Genomic DNA, 18,449 nt, shown 5'->3' with positions numbered 1-18,449 from the left:
GAGGTCCGCCATGAACCGTTTCGTCATCGCCGGCCTGGACGGCTCCCGCGAAAGCCTCGACGCCGCCGACTGGGCCGCCCGCGAAGCCGTACGCCGCGGGCTGCCGCTCCGCCTGCTGCATGTCGCCGACGCACCTCACCCGCGCACAGGGCTGCCGGAACTCGACGTGGTCGGCGCACGGTTGGACGGGATCCTGAACCTCGCCGCCATCAGCCTCTCCTACGCCCACCCCACCTTGGAGATCCACGCCCGGCAGCACACGGGAGCGCCGATCCCCGCCTTGGTGGACGCGGCACGCGAGGCGGAACTCCTCGTCCTCGGGTCCCGGGGCTACAGCGGGTTCGCGGCCTTCATGGTGGGCTCGGTCGCGCTCGGCGTGGCCGCCCGCACGCACGGTCCCGTCGCTCTGGTCCGCGCCGGCGAACTACCCGAGGACGCCCACGAACCCGACGCCGACGGAGCACCGACCTGTACGACGCCCTACCGGCCGGTCGCCCTCGGCCTCGATCTGACCCGCCCGAGCGACGAGTTGCTCGCCTACGCCTTCGACGCCGCCGCCTCACGCGGGGCGCCCCTGGAGGTGGTGCACGCATGGACCCTGCCGCCGCTGTCGGCCTACATCCCCGCGGTCACCGTCTCCGTCCCCGGCGATTCGCGCGAACTGGAGCGGAACACCCTGTGCTCTCTGTCGGCGGTACTGCGGCCGTGGCAGCGCAAGTTCCCCGACACCCCGGTCAGGGAGCGGCTCGTCTACGGGCACGCCGGCCACGTGCTGCTCAAGGCATCCCTGGGTGCCTCGCTGCTGGTCATCGGCCGCCCGCGGAACGTCGTACGCCTGGGCCGGGCCGCGCACTCCGTCATCCATCACGTGACCTGCCCGGTCGTGGTGGTCCCGCACGACTGAACCGGCGCCCGGAACCGGTCCGGGCGGCCCACATCCTTGGGAGGAACAGCCATGACCCGCCGCGGTATCACCGTCGGCGTGGACGGTTCGCCGGGCTCGATACGAGCCCTGGACCGTGCCGCCGAGGAGGCGTCCCTGCGCGCCACCACCCTGGACATCGTGTACGCGGTGGCCGACCTCGACGAAGCCGGCCCGATCCTGTCGTCCGCCGTCGCCCGTGTCCGAGCCCGCCACCCCGGACTTCCTGTCACCGCGCTGGCGATCGAGGGCCGGGCGGCCCCCGTCCTCGCGGTGCGCGCACGGCACGCCGCGCTCACGGTGGTCGGCTGCCGGGGTCTGGGCACCCTCGCCGGCCCGCTCCTGGGCTCGGTCAGCCGCAGACTGGCCTCACTCACCACCGGGCCGCTGCTGATCGTGCGCGGCAGCCTCGCGGTGGGTCCGTACAGCGAGGAACTTCTCGAACCCTCCGCAACCGACCTCGGGCCGGCGTCCGCCCACCGGAACGCCGCGGGCCCAACCGGCTCCGGAAACAGAGCCGTTCAGACCCACGGGCGCGGCCCATCGGCATCGGGCGCCACGCCTGCCGGCCGAGCACAGTGAGGAATGCCAGACAACGACAACGACCGCCCTGAAGGGACCACCACCATGGCCGTGCACGAGCACCCTCACCGGCGTCCGGGCTTCCACCTGCCCTCGCTGCGCAGGACCCGGACCACCGCCGCATCCGAGCCCGCCGTGTCGGCCCGCACCGATGCACACACCGCCCGCGCGTACGCCTTCGCGTCCCTGCGGCTGCTGACCGGCTTCACCTTCCTGTGGGCCTTCCTCGACAAGACCTTCGGGTTCGGCTACGCAACTCCCTCCGGCAAGGGCTGGATCGACGGCGGCTCGCCCACCCTGGGCTTCCTCAGCGGCGTCTCGGCCGGTCCGATGGAGTCCACCTTCCACGACTGGGCCGGGGCAGGCTGGGCGAACTGGCTGTTCATGCTCGGCCTGCTCGGCATCGGCATCGCACTGATCGCCGGCGTCGCCCTGCGGATCGCCGCCCTCGCCGGCACCGTGATGATGGCGCTCATGTGGATGGCCGAATGGCCGCCCGCCCAGCACCTGTCGGACGGCTCACCGAGCATGTCGACCAACCCGCTCGTGGAGTACCACGTCATCTACGCCGTCGTCCTGATCGCCCTGGCCGTCGCATCCGCCGGCAACACTCTCGGTCTGGGCAGGGCGTGGGCCAAGCTCCCGCTCATACGCAGCAGCAGCTGGCTGCGCTGACCGCGGGAGGAGTGGCGGGGCCCGTGAGGGTTCCGCCACTTCGTGCCGCGACGGCTGCCGTGCTTCGGGGGGTCGGCCGAGTCCGCGGCCTTCGCACGTGGTCGGCCGCGAAGGGGAGCCGGCCACCGAATCCGTCGGCCGATTGCGGGCCCGGGGCGGCCTCGTCCCGCACCCGGATCATCCGTCCCGGCAGCCGCGTCGCCAATGTCGGCGTCCACGGCCGCCCAGCCACGCTCCCTCTCGAAGACCTCTGGAGCAGGAACGTCACGATCACCACCGGTCTGGTCGACACGCACTCCACGCGCACCTGCTGCGGATGCTCTCCGCCGGTCACCTCGATGTGAGCAACTTCGCGACGCATCGCTTCGACTTGCAGGAGACGCAAGAGGCGTACGAGGTCTTCGAACGGCCCGCGGACACAGGTGCGCTGCATGTCACCCCGACCGCGAGGTGACGGTCGCCTCCACCGCGAGGCCGCGGTCACCTGACCGCGAGGCGAAGCCGCTTGATCGAATCGGATCGGCCCCGCCCCTGCCGTACCCGCCGCCCGCATGCCACTGTGGCTGCCGGCCCCGAAACCGCGGGGCAGGCAGCGGCGCGTCGGTGTGGCAGGGGAGCGGGCGATGAGCGGGTTCGGCGACTACCAGCTGGAGATCTACCTCGACGGGCTGCGCGGTGTCGTGCCGCGCTATCCGATGACGTTCGAGGGGTGGGAGGAGAAGGCGCGCGCCGCCCTGGAGCCTTCGGTCTGGTCGTATGTGGCCGGCGGGGCCGGGGACGAGCAGACGCAGCGGGCGAATGTGGCGGCCTTCGCGCGGCACGGGCTGGTGCCGCGCATGTTCGTGGGGGCCAAGGAGCGTGATCTGACGGTCTCGATGTTCGGGATGACGCTGCCCTCGCCGCTGATGATGGCGCCCATCGGGGTGCTCGGTCTGTGCGCGCAGGACGGTCACGGCGACCTGGCCGCGGCGCGGGCCGCCGCGCGGAGCGGGGTGCCGATGATCGCGTCGACGCTGTCCGTGGACCCGTTGGAGGAGGTCGCCGCCGAGTTCGGCTCGACTCCCGGGTTCTTCCAGCTGTACACACCCACCAACCGGGACCTGGCGGCGAGTCTGGTGCAGCGCGCCGAGAAGGCCGGGTACCGGGGCATCGTGGTCACGCTCGACACCTGGATCACCGGGTGGCGGCCGCGCGACCTGTCGACCAGCAACTTCCCCCAGCTGCGCGGCCACTGCCTTGCCAACTACACCAGCGACCCCGTCTTCCGCGGTCTGCTCCCGCAGCCGCCCGAGGAGGACATGAACAGTGCGGTCCTGCACTGGGCGGGCATCTTCGGCAATCCGCTCACCTGGGAGGACCTGCCCTGGCTGCGTTCACTGACTTCGCTGCCGCTGATCGTGAAGGGCCTGTGTCACCCCGAGGACGTACGCCGCGCCAAGGACGGCGGCGTGGACGGCATCTACTGCTCCAACCACGGCGGGCGGCAGGCCAACGGCGGTCTCGCGGCGTTGGACGCCCTGCCGGGGGTGGTGGAGGCGGCGGACGGGCTGCCGGTGATCTTCGACTCTGGGGTGCGGAGCGGCGCCGATGTCGTCAAGGCGCTGGCGCTCGGCGCGACCGCGGTGGCCGTCGGGCGGCCGTACGCGTACGGACTGGCGCTGGGCGGGGTGGACGGTGTGATCCATGTGCTGCGCTCGCTGCTCGCCGAGGCCGATCTCCTGATGGCGGTCGACGGCTATCCCACGCTGGCGGATCTGACGCCGGAGGCGCTGCGTTCGGTGGGGTGACGGGCCGACGGTGGTGACGGGTGGTGCTGCCGGGGCGTCTGCCCCGCCCCCGGCGGCCGTCGGGGCGTGCCCCTGTCCCTGGCCCGGCTGCCACCTCTGCGCCACACGCTTGCCCCGCCCGGAGTGCGGCCCCGCGCCGTACGCGGAAGCCTGGCCTGTGATCGTGACTCTTTGTCGACATGTAGGCCACGTGGCGGTCCTGCGGATCGGCGACCGGCAGTCAGGGGCACCCCATGGCGAGCGACCGCATCGAGAACACCGGGACCAGGCCCGGGACCGACAAGGGTATCGAGAGCACCGGGACCAGCAAGGACGCCGGAAGTTCCGGGAGTTCCGGGAGTTCCGGGACCAGCAAAGACATCGAGCACACCGTCGACCAGCTCATGGACGGCCTCAAGGCCGACCTGGAGCAGCTGGCCGCGATTCCGTCGATCGCATTCCCCGGCTTCCCGCCCGAGCCGCTCGAGGAGGCCCACGCCCTGCTCGTACGGCTGCTGCGCAAGGCCGGCGTGGAGAAGGTGGAGCGGCTCGAGTTCCCCGACACCGCGCCCGCCGTCTACGCCGAGATCCCGCCCCCGACCCCCGATGCGCCGACCGTCCTCCTCTACGGGCACTACGACGTGCAGCCCCCGGGCGACGCGTCGCTGTGGCAGTCGCCGCCCTTCGAGCCCACGCCGATCGAGGGCGGGCTGCGGGCCCGCGGTATCGCCGACGACAAGTCGAACGTGATCGCCCACCTCGGCATGCTCCGGGTCTTCGGGGGCCGCCCGCCCGTCGGGATCAAGATGATCATCGAGGGGCAGGAGGAGTACGGGAGTCCCTTCGACGACTACCCGCCCACCGACCCCGAGCGCTTCGCCTGCGACGCCATGGTCATCGCCGACCTCGGCAACCTGCGCCCGGGCACGCCCACCCTGACCACGGGCCTGCGCGGCGCCGCCGAGGTCGTGGTCGAGGTGCGCACCCTCGCCGAGCCGCGGCACAGCGGCGAGTTCGGGGGCGCGGCGCCGGACGCGCTGCTCGCGCTGGTGCGGGCCCTCGCCACCCTGCACGACGCCAACGGCGACGTGGCCGTGGTGGGACTGCGGCGCGAGGAGTGGAACGGGACCGGCTACACCGAGGAGGAGTTCCGGTCCCTCGCGAGCGTCGAAGACGGGCTGCCGCTCATCGGCACCGGGGGACTCGGCGAGCGCCTGTGGTCCGGGCCCGCGATCACCGTCATCGGCCTGGACGCGCCCAGCGTCGAAGGCGCCGCCTCCGCCGTCGTCCCGTACGCCCGCGCCAAGCTGAATCTGCGCTTCCACCCGCAGCAGGACCCCAAGGAAGCCCGCGACCTGCTGGTCAAGCACCTGCGCGCCCAGCGGCCCTTCGGCATCGAGCTCACCGTCACGCCCGGCGACACCGGGCCCGGCTACGAGGCCGCCACCGGAGGACCCGCGTACGAGGCGGCCCGCGCCGCGATGAAGCGGGCCTGGGGCAAGGACGCCGACTACGTGGCGACCGGCGGCTCCATCCCGCTGGTCAACGGACTCGCGAAGGCCGCACCGGACGCCGAGGTGCTGCTCTTCGGCGCCCAGGACGGCATGTGCAACCTGCACGCGCCAAACGAACGGGTCCTGTTCTCCGAACTGCGCAACACCGTGGTCGCGATGGCCGCGTTCGTGACGGAGTACGCCGAGGACTTCCGGCGCCGCACCGGCGGTCCGGAGGCCGGCGCATGAGCACCACCGGCACCGAGGCGCCCGAACAGGAGCCGCAGCAGAAGAAGTTCACGTTCCCGAGCGCCCTGACGGTGCTCGCGATCGTCACCGTCGCCGTCTGGCTGCTCGCCTTCCTCATCCCGTCCGGTCAGTACGACCGCAACGAGGACGGCGCCCCGATCGAGGGCACCTACAAGCGCGTCCCGTCCGGACAGAGCTTCGTCGACCGGCTCAACGACCTCTTCCTGTCCCCGGTCAACGGCCTGTACGGCGTCCAGGACACCAAGACCGGGCAGGTCGGCCCGGACATGGAGGGCGCCCTCTACGGCAGCGCGGGTGTCTTTCTCTTCGTGCTCGCGATCGGCGCCTTCATCACCGTCGTGTTCGCGACCGGTGCGCTCGACCGCGGCATCTCCCGTCTCGCACACCGCCTGCGCGACCGCGGCTGGCTCCTCATCGCCGGAGTCATGGCGGTGTTCTCGGTGCTCGGCACGGTGGAGGGCTTCGCCGAGGAGACCCTCGGCTTCTACGGGCTGCTCGTGCCGATGATGCTGGCACTCGGCTACGACCGCATGGTGGCCGTGGGCACCGCCATCCTCGGCGCGGGCGTCGGCGTGCTCTGCTCGACCGTCAACCCGTTCGCGACCGGCGTCGCCTCCTCGGCGGCCGGGATCTCGCTCGGTGACGGGATCGTGCTGCGGTTCGCGATGTGGCTGGTGCTGACCGCGGTGACCATCGCGTACGTGGTCCGCTACGCCACGCGCGTACGCAAGAACCCCGAGCGGTCCATTGGAGGCTTCCAGCCGGGCGACCGGGAGAAGGCGGCGACGCGGACCGAGGAGGTGCCCGAGCTCACCCGACTGCACAAATCGGTCCTGGTGCTGCTCGTCCTCGTCTTCGCGTTCATGATCTTCTCGGTGGTGCCCTGGTCGAGCGCGCTCACCGGCAAGGCCGACGCGACGCCCTACGGATGGGAACTCGACTGGTCCTTCCCGCAGTTGGCGGCCATGTTCCTGGTCGCCGCCGTGCTCGTGGGCGTGGTCGCGCGGATGAGCGAGCCGAAGCTGAGCTCGACGATCATCCAGGGCGCGGCCGACTTCATCTCGCCCGCACTGGTCATCATGCTGGCCCGCGGCGTCACGGTGATCATGAACAACACGAAGATCACGGACACCGTCCTGCACTCCATCGAGGGCGTGGTGAAGGGGACTTCGTCCGCGATGTTCGCGGTCATCGTGTTCCTGGTGAACCTGCCGCTGGCCTTCCTCATCCCGTCCACCTCGGGCCATGCCACGCTCGCGATGCCGATCCTCGCCCCGCTCGCCGACTTCGCGGGCGTCTCGCGCGCGGTGGTCGTCACGGCGTGGGCGGCGGCGAGCGGCTGGATGAACCTGTGGGTGCCGACGACCGCCGTGACGATCGGCGGCGTGGCGCTCGCCAAGGTCGGCTACGACAAGTACCTGAGGTTCGTCTGGCCGCTGCTGGCCATTCTGTTCGTGCTGATCTGCGGGTTCGTGGCGTTGGGTGCGGCGGTGACCTGACTTCCGTGTGGGGTGACCTGATCTTCCGTACGGCGATGACGTGAGCCGCTGAATCTGCTCCGCCGCGGCGAACGAAAGGCGTGCGGCCCGCGTCCAAGAGGCATGACGTACACGAGACACATCGCCGCCTTCCTCCTGCCCGCCGCGCTGCTGCTCACAGCCTGCGGCGAGTCCGGGCCGGAACAGGTCACCGGCCCCTTGTCCGGATCGGAGGCCACGCTGCCCGCGCGTGACGCCGGGGACCTGGAGGGCGGCGACGGGGTGCGCGGGCCCGAGAAGGCCGAGCAGGGCACGTGGTACCCGCACGACTTCTTCTCGCACTGCGGCCTGCACGGCACCGAATTCGCCGGTCGCAGCTGGGTGTTGCGCACCCTGCGGACCGACCTCGAATCGCCGGTCGAGGGGGGAGGCGAGGCCGAGGGGCAGAACGTGCTCGCCGGATACATCCAGTTGGAGAGCCCGGACGTGGCCGTCTTCGTCTCCTCCGAGCTGCCGCCCGTCGAACTCCGCCCGGGCAAGCCGACCTTCGCCTGCAAGTAAGGCGACAGAGGGCTGAGGCGGCAGGCGTCCAAGGCGAGAGGCGACACGGGAGGCGAACGAAACAGGGTGCTGCGGCGTCCAGGAGACATGAAGCGCCGCAGCATGATCACCGTCCTCGCCCTGCCCGCAGCCCTGTTCCTCGCGGGCTGCGCCGACAGCGCCACCCCCTCGCCCGGCACGGCCCTGAGCGCGGAACGGACCACGTCCTCCGCCCCGAGCTCGTATCCCGGTACACAGGAGACCCTGCCGCCCCGCAAGGGCGACGACCTCGACCCCGCCGAAGGGCCGGCGACACCGAAGACCGGGACCTGGTACCCGCACGACATCCACTCGCACTGCGGCATCGAGGCGACGCGGTTCGCCGGGAAGACCTGGGTGCTGCGCACCGTTCGCACGGACCTCACCTCGCCCGTGCCGCTCGACCGGAACGCCGGGCGGGAAGCGGCCTTCAACTACATGGCCGGATACATCCAGTTGCAGGAGCCCGAGCTCGCCGTCTTCGTCTCCTCGCAGCTGCCACCGCTGGAGCTCGTGCCCGGCACCTCGAACCGCGCGTGCGACTGAGCCGGACCGTGCACGCGAGGCGCCCGGTACCCGTCGCACGCGTTCCCGGGCCCCCACGCCGGGCAGGACCTAACCTGAGGACGGAGGTGGGAGCATGCAGGAGGCGGACCCCGGGCTGTTCGGGCCCGATTCGGTGACCTGGCAGATGCACGGCGACCCCATGATGTGGGTGGCCGGTGTGCGCGCCCTGTATCTCCAGGCGCTGCACCCGCGGGCCGTGCGCGGTGTCATGCAGAACTCCGACTTCCGCAAGGACGCCTGGGGGAGGCTGCTGCGGACCGCGAACTTCGTGGGCACGATCAGTTACGGGACCACGGAGGCCGCCGAGAAGGCCGGCGCGCGGGTCCGCAAGATCCACAGCATGCTCAAGGTGACCGACCCCGACACCGGTGAGGTGTACGGGGTGGACGAGCCGGAGCTGCTCCTGTGGGTGCACTGCGCGGAGATCGACTCGTACGTCCAGGTCGCGCGCCGGTCCGGGTTCCCGCTGGACGACGCCCTCGTCGACCGCTACATCGACGAACACCGTGTCGACGCCCGCCTCCTCGGCCTCGATCCGGAGCAAGTCCCGTCGAATCAAGCCGAGTTGACCGCTTACTTCGAACGGGTGCGCCCCGAGCTGAAGGCCGGCCCCGAGGCCCGGGACGTGGACGACTTCCTGCAACGGCCGCCCACGCACCCGCTGCTCGTACCGCTGCGCGCCCTGATCTGGCGGCGCGTGGCGAACCTGGCGTATGCCGCATTGCCTCCGTATGCACAGGAGTTGTACGGCCGCCGGGGGCCTTCGGTGAAGAGTGCGGACCGGCGGCTGCGGATCGCGGGCCTCCTGCTGCGGCGCATCCCGGCCCGCGTACGCTGGCAACTACCGCCCAAGCACATCCTGCGCGCCATGGCACGGCTCGGCCCGGGCAGCCGCCCGGCACCGTACAAACTCAGGAGCAGCGCCGCCATACTGGACGGGCCGGGGAGGGCGCAGCGAAGCGACGGGGGCGACAGCACGACATGCCAGAGCAGGGGGACACCAGGCTGATCCAGGGCCGCTACCGGCTGCTCGATCTCATCGGGCGCGGCGGCATGGGCGAGGTGTGGCGGGCCCGCGACGAGTCGCTGGGGCGGCGCGTGGCCGTCAAGTGCCTCAAGCCCATGGGCCCGCAGCACGACGCGTCGTTCACGCGGGTGCTGCGCGAGCGGTTCCGGCGCGAGGCGAGAGTCGCCGCCGCGCTCCAGCACCGGGGCGTGACCGTCGTGCACGACTTCGGCGAGTCCGACGGCGTCCTGTACCTGGTCATGGAGCTCCTCGAAGGCCGCAACCTCAGCCAGCTCCTGGAGGACAACAAGGCCCACCCGCTGCCCGTGCCCGACATCGTCGACATCACCGAACAGGTCGCGCACGCCCTCGCGTACACCCATGACCAGGGCATCGTGCACCGGGATCTGAAGCCGGCGAACATCATGCGCCTGAAGGACGGGACGGTGAAGATCTGCGACTTCGGGATCGCCCGGCTCGGCGCCGACATCGGCTTCACCTCGCGCCTGACCGGCACCGGCATCGCGATGGGCACCCCGCACTACATGTCGCCCGAGCAAATTGGCGGCCAGCAGGTCGACCACCGCAGCGACCTCTACTCGCTCGGCTGTGTCCTGTACGAGATCGCCACCGGCGCCCCGCCCTTCGACCTCGACGACGCCTGGGCCGTGCTCGTCGGCCACCGCGACACCGCCCCCGAACCGCCGCGTACCCACCGGGCCGAACTGCCCGAGTTCTTCGAGCGGCTCGTGCTCGACCTGCTCGCCAAGAGCCCCGACGAGCGGCCCGGTGACGCCCGCGACCTGGTCCGCCGCGTCACCGAGGGCCGCGGCGTCAGCCTGCCGGCTCCCGGCATCCCGGCACAGCCGCACCCCGCCACACTCCGTACCGCGCAGCCGGGTGCGAAGGAGCCGCGGCTGCCCTCCTGGACCCGCGGCATGACCACCGGTCACAAGGCGAGCGGCGCCTCGGCCGCCCTGCGCACCACACCGCCCGACGCCTCCGCGGGCCTGACCGGAGAGTGGATCCCGCGCGGCGACACCCGCGGTGAGCCGGTGGTCCGTGAGCCCGAACGGCCCACGCCGTCACCCGAGTTGCTCGCCGTGCTCGCGGGGCGGCACAACGCCGGGCTCAGCCTCGGCCGCCTCGGCCGCTGGGAGGAGGCCGGCGAGGTGCACCGCGCCGTCGCCGCCGAGCGCGAACACGCCCTGGGCCCCGACCACCCCGACACCCTCGCCAGCCGCTACGAGGTCGGCTTCACGCTCAGCCGCACCGGACGGGCCGCCGACGCCCTGCGCGAGTACACCCGGGTCGCCGAGGGGCGCGAGCGCGCGCTCGGCGCCGACCACCCCGAGACGCTCGCTGCGCGCCAGGAAGTCGCTTACGTGCTGGGCCAGTTGGGCCGGCACTTCGAAGCGCACCAGGTGTACCTCGCCGTGCTGGCATCGCGGGAACGCAACCCGCGCCTGGGCCCCGACCATCCCGACACGCTGCGCTGCCGGCACAACCTCGCCTTCAACCTCTCGCGCCTCGGCCGGCTCGAGGACTCCTTCCGGATGGCCCGCGAGGTCGCCGCCGCCCGTGCCCGGGTGCTCGGGCCCGAACATCCCGACACCCTCGTCACGCGCTACGAAGTCGCGTACGCGCTCGGGCAGTTGGGGCGCTGGAACGAGGCGCTGCAAACGTACCGCGAGGTCGCCGAGGCCCGCAGGACCGCACTCGGCGCGGACCACCCCGACACCCTCGCCGCCCGCTACGAGGTGGGCATCAGCCTCGGCCGGCTCGGCCGCAGCGCCGAGGCGCTCACCCTCTACCGCGACCTCGTCGAGGACCGCACGCGCGTGCACGGATCCGACCACCCCGAGACCCTGCGCGCCCGCCACGGCCTCGGTGTGAACCTCGGCCGCATGGGCCGCTGGGAGGAGGCGCTGGACGAGGCCCGCGACGTCTGCGCGATCCGCGAGCGGGTCCTCGGCCCCGAGCACCCCGACACCCTCGTCAGCCGCCGCGAGGTCGCCGTCGGCCTCGGCTGGCTCGGCCGCTGGAGCGACGCACTGATCGAGTACCGCCGCGTGGCCGCCGCCCGCGAACGGGTGCTCGGCGCCGACCACCCCGACGCCCTCGCCAGCCGCAACGACGAGGCGCACTGCCTCGAACAGCTGGGACGCGGCGCAGAGGCGGTCGAGCTCTACCGGCGGGTGGCGGCGCTCCGACAGCAGCGCGGGACGCGCTGAGGGGGGGGCGGGGCGGGCAGCGGCGCCGCAGGCGCCTGCGCGAGGTGCCGTGCTCCCCGGACAGCGCTCGCGTGCGGGCCGTGTCCACGAGAGCCGGGTCCGCGAGGGCCGTGTCCACGAGCCGTATCCGTGAGGACGTCCACGTCTGGCGGTCCGCGATCATCCCGTGTTACGAAGAGCCATGACCGTACAGGGAGCCCCGCCCGCCCGCCGTGCCTACGACGCCGTGATCGTCGGCGGCGGGCACAACGGACTCGTCGCCGCCGCCTACCTCGCCCGCGCCGGGCACTCCGTGCTCGTGGTGGAACGGCTCGGGCACACGGGCGGCGCCGCGGTCTCCACGTATGCCTTCGAAGGAGTCGACGCCCGGCTCTCGCGCTACTCGTACCTCGTCAGCCTGCTGCCGCGGAAGATCGTGCGCGACCTCGGCCTGTCCTTCGCGGTGCGCGGCCGCGACGTGTCCTCGTACACGCCCGCGCGGCGCGCCGGCCAGGACACCGGGCTCCTGGTCGGCGGCGGACGGGCGCGCACGCGCGAGGCGTTCGCGCGGTTCACCGGCGGCGAGCGGGAGTTCGACGCCTGGGAGCGGTTCTACGGCAGGACGGGCCGGGTCGCCGAGCGAGTGTTCCCGACGCTGGTGGAACCGCTGCCGACGCGCGCCGAGCTCCGGGCCCGCGTGGACGACGAGGAAGCGTGGCGGATGCTGTTCGAGGAGCCCGTGGGCGCGGCCGTCGAGGAGTACTTCCAGGACGACGTCGTCCGCGGAGTCGTCCTCACCGACGCGCTCATCGGGACCTTCGCCGACGCCCACGACCCCTCGCTGCGGCAGAACCGCTGCTTCCTCTACCACGTGATCGGCGGCGGCACCGGCGCCTGGGACGTGCCGGTCGGCGGCATGGGCGCGCTCACGGACGCGCTCGCGCAGGCCGCACTCGACGCGGGCGCCGTCTTCGCCACCGGCTGCGAGGCGACCCGGATCGAGACCGACGGGACGCGGGCGGAGGTCGCCTGCCGCGGAACGGAGGAGTTCACCGTCGGCGCCCGGCACGTGCTCGTCGGCGCCTCGCCGCAGGCGCTCGCGGCCCTGCTCGGCGAGCAGCCGCCCCCGCCCGCCGAAGGGGCACAGCTCAAGGTGAACATGCTGCTCAAGCGGCTGCCCCTGCTGCGGGACAAGCACGTCGACCCGCGTGAGGCCTTCGCCGGGACCTTCCATGTGGCCGAGGGATACGAGCAGTTGGCGACCGCCTACGCCGAGGCGGCCTCGGGCACCCTGCCGTCCGCGCCGCCCTCGGAGATCTACTGCCACTCCCTGACCGACCCCAGCATCCTCGGTGAGCACCTCGTCGGCCTCGGCTACCAGACCCTCACGCTCTTCGGCCTGCACACCCCCGCCCGGCTGTTCGCCGAAGACAGCGAGGCGGCGCGCGAAGAGCTCCTCGCGGCCACCCTCGCCCAGCTGGACGCGTACCTGGACGAGCCGATCGCCGACGTCCTCGCCCTGGACGCGCAGGGCCGCCCCTGCATCGAGGCCAAGTCGCCGCTCGACCTGGAACGCGACCTGCGCCTGCCCGGCGGCAACATCTTCCACCGCGACCTCGCGTTCCCGTACGCCCAGGAGGGCACGGGCCGTTGGGGCGTCGAGACCGCGCACGCCAATGTGTTCCTGTGCGGTGCGGGCGCCGTGCGCGGGGGTGGCGTGAGCGGGATTCCCGGGCACAACGCGGCGATGGCGGTGCTCGGGGAGTGAGCCGCAGCCGGCGGGACGCCGCGCCGTGGTTCCTCAGGCGAGCAGCTCGCGGGTCAGCGGGGCCGGGAAGCTGACGACCAACTCGTCCGCGTCGAGCAGCGATTGGAGGCGTGCGGCCTCCTTCTCGATCAGCGCGGTCGCCTCGGCTCCCACGTCCGCAAGCAGCCGCCAGACGAGTTCACCGGTGCGGCGCTGGGCCCAGACGCCGACAATGCGGCCGTCGCTCCAGACGGTGGGGCCGCCGTTGCCCACGCTGTCGTACACGAGAGAGCGGTGGGCGGGGTCCAGGTAGAAGTCGCGGTGGTGCCAGCCCATGGTCGCCGGGTCGAGGCCGGGCAGGAAGGCGGCCCAGGGTCCGGGTGCCTCTTCCTCGGCGCCCTGGCCCGGCAGATCCCACCCCCGGCCCGCGTCCGTCAACTCCACCTCCAACACCGGCAGTTGTGCGAGCGCCCGGCGCACCTCCCGTACGCCCCAGCCCGTCCACCACTTCAGGTCGGCCTCCGTGCCCGGGCCGTACGTCCGCAGCCAGCGGCGGACCACCTCGGCCTGGGCGGCGGCCGGGTCCACGGGCTCCATCGCGGGCGCGACGTGGTAGCGGAAGCGCGCCGAGGTCCAGCCGCCGACCGGGCGGCCCCGGCGCACCCGCCCCTCCATCGCGAGCACCCGCAGCAGCTCGCCGCCGATCCGGAGGGTGGCCGCGTACCGCTTGCCGGGGCTGAGTGTGATCGTGGTCTGCAACTCGGCGACGGCGTCCGTGAGTTCCACGGCCGAGGCCTCGCCCCTGCGGGCCAGTTCGGCCAGCGCGAGAGCGGCTGCTTCGTCCAGCCAGCGCGCGTCGCGCGGCGGGTCGGCGGCGGCCAGGTGCTTGAGCAGGGTGGCCCGTTCACGGGAGGCCATCGCCGGCGGCGTGGCGTGGAAGAACGTCGAGGCGAGCGGCTCCGGCACGACGAAGAGCGTGCGCCGCATGCAGTGCATCCGCAGCAGGGTCCGGTCCTCGTACAGGGCCCGGTCCACCTCGGCGAGCGACGGGGCGCGCAGCCGCGCGAAGGAGGAGAGCGTCACGCAGGAGGCGTCGGTGGCGTGCAGTCCGACGAGCGCCTCGGCCACCTTCTCGGTACGGGTCGCGCGGTGCTCCGGGTGGAGCAGATGGCGACGGGCGAGCCGGGCACGGCGCTGTGCGGGGGTGATGCGGCGCATGGGCGGAAGGGTAGACGGGACGTGCTTCGGGGCGGCGTCTCGCGCGCCCTGCGCCGGGAGCCCTCGCCGCTGCGGGGCACCGCGTCCCGAAGCCTCGCCCATGTCACGTGTCCCCGGCGCCGCGAAGCGGTCGGGGCACCGCGTCCCGAAGCCACCCGTGCCCGGCGCTCAGTTGCGTGCGGCAGGCCTCCCGCCGCTACGAAGCCGTCGACTCCTCGATGAGCCCTTCGCGATAGGCGATCCCCACCGCTTCGGTGCGGCTGGCCGCGCCCAGCTTCGCCAGGATGTTGGACACATGGACGCTGGCCGTCTTGCCGCTGATGAACAGCTCCTCGCCGATCCGCCGGTTGGTCATCCCCTGGGCGAGCAGCAGCAGAACGTCGCGCTCGCGTGAGGTCAGCACCGACTCGGCGGGCGCCGCCTGTGCCTGGAGGCGTCCGCGGCGGATCAGCGCGTCGATGTCCTCCAGAAGCGGCCGGGCGCCGAGCGCGGTGGCCGTTTCGCGGGCGGTGCGGGCGTGTTCGGCCGCCTCCGTGCGGCGGTCGGCCGCGAGCAGCGCCTCGGCGAGCCGCCGCTCGCAGCGGGCCCGCTCGTACACGTCGCCGTACTCGGCGAACGCGGCGACCGCCTTCGCCCAGGCATCGACGTCCGCGCGCCCGGCCGCCCGGCTCTCCTCCGCCTCGGCGCGGGCCAGCCAGGCCCGGCCCTCGGGGCCGAACCAGCTGTCCTCGTCGACGTTCGCGGTGTCGCGCGCCAGGCCCGCGAGCTCGGCCGCGGTCTCGGTCCACTTGCGCGCGCCCGACTCGTCGCCGGTCAGGCGCAGTTCGGCGGCGGCGTCCGCGACCGCCGACAGGGCGAGCGCGGCCAGCCGGATGCCGATGTGGTGGCGGTCGCCGTCCGAGTCCTCGGTCAGCCGGGCGAGGGTGGCGCGCACCTGCCCGACGGCCGCCTCCGGGTCCTGGCGCATGGCCGCACCGTCGGTCAGGACGACGCCCGCGATGATCCAGGCCATCGAGTCGTAGGGCTGCTCGACCAGGAGCTGTGCGCCCTCCTCCGCCCCCGGCTCGCCGCGGCCCAACGCCACGTACAGGGCGGGACCCGTGACGAACGCGCCCGCCGCCGGCATCCGGTCGGCGTCGGCCCGCGCGGCTTCGACGCACTCGTCCCAGCGGCCCAGCGTGAAGAGCACGAGCGACCGCAGATAACGCAGCATCAGCGGGTAGTGCGCGGTCAGCAGGCCTGCGCTGCGCGCACGGTCGAGGCCTTCCGTCAGCCAGGTCAGGCATTCGTCCAGCGCGCCCGACTCGAAGCTGCCGATGGCCAGGTTGAACAGGGCGCGCAGCTCGATGGAGTCGTTGGCGGCCCGGCGGGCCAGGTCGCGCGCGTGCCGCAGCTGCTCACGCCCTTCCGGCGTACGGCGCTTGAAGTCCCCGAAGCCCACCAGCGAGATGGTCAGGTCGGCCTGCGCGTCGGTCATGCCGAGCGCCTTCGCCTTGCCGAGCGCCTCCTCGCCGACACGGCGGGCGGTGTCCTCGTCGCCCGTGTACCCGGCGGCCATGACATGGGTGGCCGCCGCCCAGACCCACGTGGGCGTGGGCGGCTCCGGGGGGATCATCGCCAGGGCTTCGCTGCTGTGGGTGAACGCGGCGGCCACGCTGTCGATGCCCATCAGCCGTCCGGCCAGCGTGTAGTGGACCCGGGCCGCCAGCTCGGAGTCGGCGTCCGAACCCACGCGGGCCAGGGCGGCGCGGGTGAGCGTCACCGCGCGGTGGTTCTCGCCCGCGTGCGCCGCGGCGGCCGAGGCGCGGAGCGTGAGCGTGATCTCGGTGAGGCCGGCGGACTCCGGGCGCTCGGCCGGGTCCACCGCCTGCCACAGGTCGAGGGCCGCTTCGAGATGGCGCAGCTCCTCGGCGGGCGCGCCCACACGGTGGGCGTGGTCGGCCGCCTCGAGCGAGGCCTCCAGCGCGCCGGGCAGGTCGTGGCTCTCGCGGGCGTGATGGGCGCGCGCGGCGGGGCGGCTGCGGGTGGCGGGCAACTGGGCGAACACCCGGTGCAGCCGGACCCGTTCGCCGGGCAGCAGATCGGTGTAGACCGTCTCCTGGATCAGGGCGTGCCGGAAGGTGTACGTGTCACGCTCGCCGGAACCCTCGCCCGCGAGCCCGCCGGCCACCAGCAACTGGCGGCTGGTCGCCTCGCGCAGCGCCGACTCCAGCTCCTCGGCGGGGAGTTCGACCACGGAACGCAGCACCTCGTGCTCGACGCTGCGGCCCGCCACGGCGGCCGCGCGCAGCACCTCCTGTGCCGTGCCGGAGAGCTGCTCGAAGCGGACCAGGAGCACATCGGCGAGACCGCTGGGCACCTCGGCGGACCCCGCGGCGGTTCCCTCGTCCGCGGTCGCGGCGAGCAACTCCTCGGCGTAGAAGGCGTTTCCCTCCGCGCGCTCGACGATGCGGCGGACCGTGGCCTCCGGCAGCGGGTCCGGGCGCAGGGTGCGGATGAGGCGCTCCACGTCGGTGTCGGCGAGCGGCCGGAGCTCGAGACGCTCGACCGCGGGCAGCCGGACCAGCTCGGCGAGCACCGGCCGCAGGGGGTGGCGGCGGTGCAGGTCGTCCGTGCGGTACGAGGCGATGAGGGCCATCCGCTGGGAGCCGCCGCCGGTGCGCTGGAGCACGGCCCGGCTGAGCAGGAAGCGGAGGAGGTCGCGCGTGGACTGGTCCGCCCAGTGCAGGTCTTCGAGGACGAGCAGCAGCGGCGCGGCCGCGGCGAGGTCGGCGAACAGGCCCGTGAAGTCCTCGAACAGCCGCAGCCGCGCGTCGGCTTCGCGTCCGCTCCCCTCGTCGGCGGGCCCTCCGGTGACGAGCCGCTCGGCGAGGGGGTGGGCGGCGACCACGGAGGCGAAGCGCTCGTCGGCGGCGAGCCGGCCCAGGATCTCGGTGAACGGCAGGTAGGGCAGGCCGACGTCGCCCAGGTCCACGCAGCGCCCGGTCACCACGGTCATGCCGTCCGCGGCGGCCCGGGCGGCGGTTTCGTCGAGCAGCCGGGTCTTGCCCACCCCGGCGTCGCCCGCGACCAGGACGGCGCGGGCCTCACCGGCGCGGGCGCGGTCGAGCAGGCCGGTGAGCCGGGCGAGTTCGTCCTGACGGCCGACAAGGGGAGACGTGGTGGGCTGTGGCACGGGGCCATCGTGCCACGGCCCGCCGACAGGCCCCCAGGGGGAGCCCGCCCCGGACCCTGCCTAGTCCGCAGGCCGCACCGGTGCGCTGGAGATGCCGGTGGACCGGCCGCTGAGTGCGGCGTCGAGGGTCGCCTGAGCCACCCGCATCGACTCCGCGTAGGGCTCCTCGGACATCCGCCGCCAGGACGTCTCCGGGTCGACCTCCTCCACCCGGGACATCACCCACCAGATGTTCCCGAACGGATCGCGCACGCGGCCGCCGCGGTCGCCCCACGCGCTGTCGGACACCTCGGTGATCACCTCGCCGCCGTGGGCGACGGCCGCGGCCATGGCGGCGTCCGCGTCGGATACGTAGATCCTCAGCAGCGCGGGCATCGCCGGCCAGTCCGGCCGCCGGTCGAAGGCGAGTACGACGGTGTCGCCGCACCGGATCTCGCCGTGACCGATGCTGCCGTCCTCGACCGGCACCCGGCTGATCTCCTCACCCTCGAAGGCCGCGGTGATGAAGTCGAGCAGTGCTCCCGTGTCGTCGGTGACGACCCACGGCGAGACGGAGGTGTAGCCCTCGGGTGCGGTGTGCTTCATGACGCGGTCCCTTCGTGGAACGGAATGCCTGCCGGATGCGGCGACGTCTCCGACGGTAGGGGTCGAGTAGGCCAGATTCCGTCCTAGATGTGACGGGTGGTGCGGACGCGGCTGTCGAGGGGCGTGGGAGGTGTGCGAAGGTGGCGGGGCTTTCGCCGGAGGCGGCGGAGGCT

14 protein-coding genes and 1 pseudogene are annotated in these 18,449 nt (G+C 73.0%); 12 read left to right on the top strand and 3 right to left on the bottom strand.

Annotated elements, in window-relative coordinates; translation table 11 throughout:
- The first annotated feature begins 10 nt into the window (after positions 1–10).
- The 12 genes and pseudogenes from BLT97_RS15525 to BLT97_RS15475 all read left to right on the top strand — a co-directional run bounded on the left by BLT97_RS15525 (position 11) and on the right by BLT97_RS15475 (position 13,319).
- Positions 11–904, top strand: a complete 894-nt coding sequence (locus BLT97_RS15525; RefSeq protein ID WP_093610399.1) for a universal stress protein — start codon at positions 11–13, stop codon at positions 902–904.
- Between the two features lie 51 nt (positions 905–955).
- A complete protein-coding gene (locus BLT97_RS15520; protein ID WP_093610397.1) occupies positions 956–1,504 on the top strand; it encodes a universal stress protein in 549 nt (182 codons plus the stop codon).
- A gap of 45 nt (positions 1,505–1,549) precedes the next feature.
- Entirely contained in the window at positions 1,550–2,179 is a 630-nt protein-coding gene (locus tag BLT97_RS15515) for a DoxX family protein (RefSeq protein ID WP_093610395.1), read from the top strand.
- Positions 2,180–2,349: 170 nt separating this feature from the next.
- Positions 2,350–2,633: pseudogene (locus BLT97_RS38505) on the top strand (alcohol dehydrogenase); the annotation flags it as partial.
- 169 nt (positions 2,634–2,802) lie between these two features.
- Positions 2,803–3,966: an alpha-hydroxy-acid oxidizing protein gene (locus tag BLT97_RS15510; RefSeq protein ID WP_093610393.1), complete on the top strand. Its 1,164-nt coding sequence runs from the start codon at positions 2,803–2,805 to the stop codon at positions 3,964–3,966.
- A gap of 233 nt (positions 3,967–4,199) precedes the next feature.
- Positions 4,200–5,687: a M20/M25/M40 family metallo-hydrolase gene (locus BLT97_RS15505; protein ID WP_093610391.1), complete on the top strand. Its 1,488-nt coding sequence runs from the start codon at positions 4,200–4,202 to the stop codon at positions 5,685–5,687.
- Positions 5,684–7,207: a YfcC family protein gene (locus BLT97_RS15500; RefSeq protein WP_093610389.1), complete on the top strand. Its 1,524-nt coding sequence runs from the start codon at positions 5,684–5,686 to the stop codon at positions 7,205–7,207. Before BLT97_RS15505 ends, BLT97_RS15500 begins: the two co-directional genes overlap by 4 nt.
- A gap of 102 nt (positions 7,208–7,309) precedes the next feature.
- The gene (locus tag BLT97_RS15495; protein ID WP_093610387.1) at positions 7,310–7,747 is read left to right on the top strand and encodes a hypothetical protein; all 438 of its coding nucleotides are present in this window, start codon (positions 7,310–7,312) and stop codon (positions 7,745–7,747) included.
- A gap of 87 nt (positions 7,748–7,834) precedes the next feature.
- Complete coding sequence (locus tag BLT97_RS15490; protein ID WP_093610385.1) at positions 7,835–8,311, top strand: hypothetical protein; 477 nt, start codon at positions 7,835–7,837, stop codon at positions 8,309–8,311.
- A 94-nt stretch (positions 8,312–8,405) separates the two neighbouring features.
- On the top strand, positions 8,406–9,341 hold the full coding sequence (locus BLT97_RS15485) for an oxygenase MpaB family protein (protein ID WP_093610383.1): 936 nt from the start codon (positions 8,406–8,408) through the stop codon (positions 9,339–9,341).
- Positions 9,314–11,572, top strand: coding sequence for a serine/threonine-protein kinase (locus tag BLT97_RS15480; RefSeq protein WP_093610381.1), 2,259 nt, complete (start codon positions 9,314–9,316; stop codon positions 11,570–11,572). Before BLT97_RS15485 ends, BLT97_RS15480 begins: the two co-directional genes overlap by 28 nt.
- 181 nt (positions 11,573–11,753) lie before the next feature.
- Positions 11,754–13,319, top strand: a complete 1,566-nt coding sequence (locus tag BLT97_RS15475) for a phytoene desaturase family protein (RefSeq protein WP_093610379.1) — start codon at positions 11,754–11,756, stop codon at positions 13,317–13,319.
- A 33-nt stretch (positions 13,320–13,352) separates the two neighbouring features.
- Here the strand turns inward: BLT97_RS15475 and BLT97_RS15470 are convergent, their stop codons facing one another.
- The 3 genes from BLT97_RS15470 to BLT97_RS15460 all read right to left on the bottom strand — a co-directional run bounded on the left by BLT97_RS15470 (position 13,353) and on the right by BLT97_RS15460 (position 18,276).
- Positions 13,353–14,516, bottom strand: coding sequence for a winged helix DNA-binding domain-containing protein (locus BLT97_RS15470; RefSeq protein ID WP_093610377.1), 1,164 nt, complete (start codon positions 14,514–14,516; stop codon positions 13,353–13,355).
- Between the two features lie 196 nt (positions 14,517–14,712).
- Positions 14,713–17,691 carry a helix-turn-helix transcriptional regulator gene (locus BLT97_RS15465; protein WP_093610375.1) on the bottom strand — a complete coding sequence of 993 codons (2,979 nt, stop codon included), beginning with the start codon at positions 17,689–17,691 and terminating at the stop codon, positions 14,713–14,715.
- Between the two features lie 60 nt (positions 17,692–17,751).
- Entirely contained in the window at positions 17,752–18,276 is a 525-nt protein-coding gene (locus BLT97_RS15460; protein ID WP_093610373.1) for a VOC family protein, read from the bottom strand.
- Positions 18,277–18,449 lie beyond the last annotated feature (173 nt).

This window comes from Streptomyces indicus, assembly GCF_900100315.1.
GTDB lineage: Bacteria > Actinomycetota > Actinomycetes > Streptomycetales > Streptomycetaceae > Streptomyces > Streptomyces indicus.
Note: the sequence above shows the minus strand (reverse complement) of the source record. Positions and strands in the feature narration are given on the sequence as shown.

Bases quoted from the DNA above. Each gene is read 5' to 3' on its own strand.
- BLT97_RS15475 (WP_093610379.1), top strand. From the start codon at position 11,754: ATGACCGTACAGGGAGCCCCGCCCGCCCGCCGTGCCTACGACGCCGTG.
- BLT97_RS15480 (WP_093610381.1), top strand. From the start codon at position 9,314: ATGCCAGAGCAGGGGGACACCAGGCTGATCCAGGGCCGCTACCGGCTG.
- BLT97_RS15490 (WP_093610385.1), top strand. From the start codon at position 7,835: ATGAAGCGCCGCAGCATGATCACCGTCCTCGCCCTGCCCGCAGCCCTG.
- BLT97_RS15495 (WP_093610387.1), top strand. From the start codon at position 7,310: ATGACGTACACGAGACACATCGCCGCCTTCCTCCTGCCCGCCGCGCTG.
- BLT97_RS15515 (WP_093610395.1), top strand. From the start codon at position 1,550: ATGGCCGTGCACGAGCACCCTCACCGGCGTCCGGGCTTCCACCTGCCC.
- BLT97_RS15520 (WP_093610397.1), top strand. From the start codon at position 956: ATGACCCGCCGCGGTATCACCGTCGGCGTGGACGGTTCGCCGGGCTCG.
- BLT97_RS15500 (WP_093610389.1), top strand. From the start codon at position 5,684: ATGAGCACCACCGGCACCGAGGCGCCCGAACAGGAGCCGCAGCAGAAG.
- BLT97_RS15485 (WP_093610383.1), top strand. From the start codon at position 8,406: ATGCAGGAGGCGGACCCCGGGCTGTTCGGGCCCGATTCGGTGACCTGG.
- BLT97_RS15505 (WP_093610391.1), top strand. From the start codon at position 4,200: ATGGCGAGCGACCGCATCGAGAACACCGGGACCAGGCCCGGGACCGAC.
- BLT97_RS15460 (WP_093610373.1), bottom strand. From the start codon at position 18,276: ATGAAGCACACCGCACCCGAGGGCTACACCTCCGTCTCGCCGTGGGTC.
- BLT97_RS15525 (WP_093610399.1), top strand. From the start codon at position 11: ATGAACCGTTTCGTCATCGCCGGCCTGGACGGCTCCCGCGAAAGCCTC.
- BLT97_RS15510 (WP_093610393.1), top strand. From the start codon at position 2,803: ATGAGCGGGTTCGGCGACTACCAGCTGGAGATCTACCTCGACGGGCTG.
- BLT97_RS15470 (WP_093610377.1), bottom strand. From the start codon at position 14,516: ATGCGCCGCATCACCCCCGCACAGCGCCGTGCCCGGCTCGCCCGTCGC.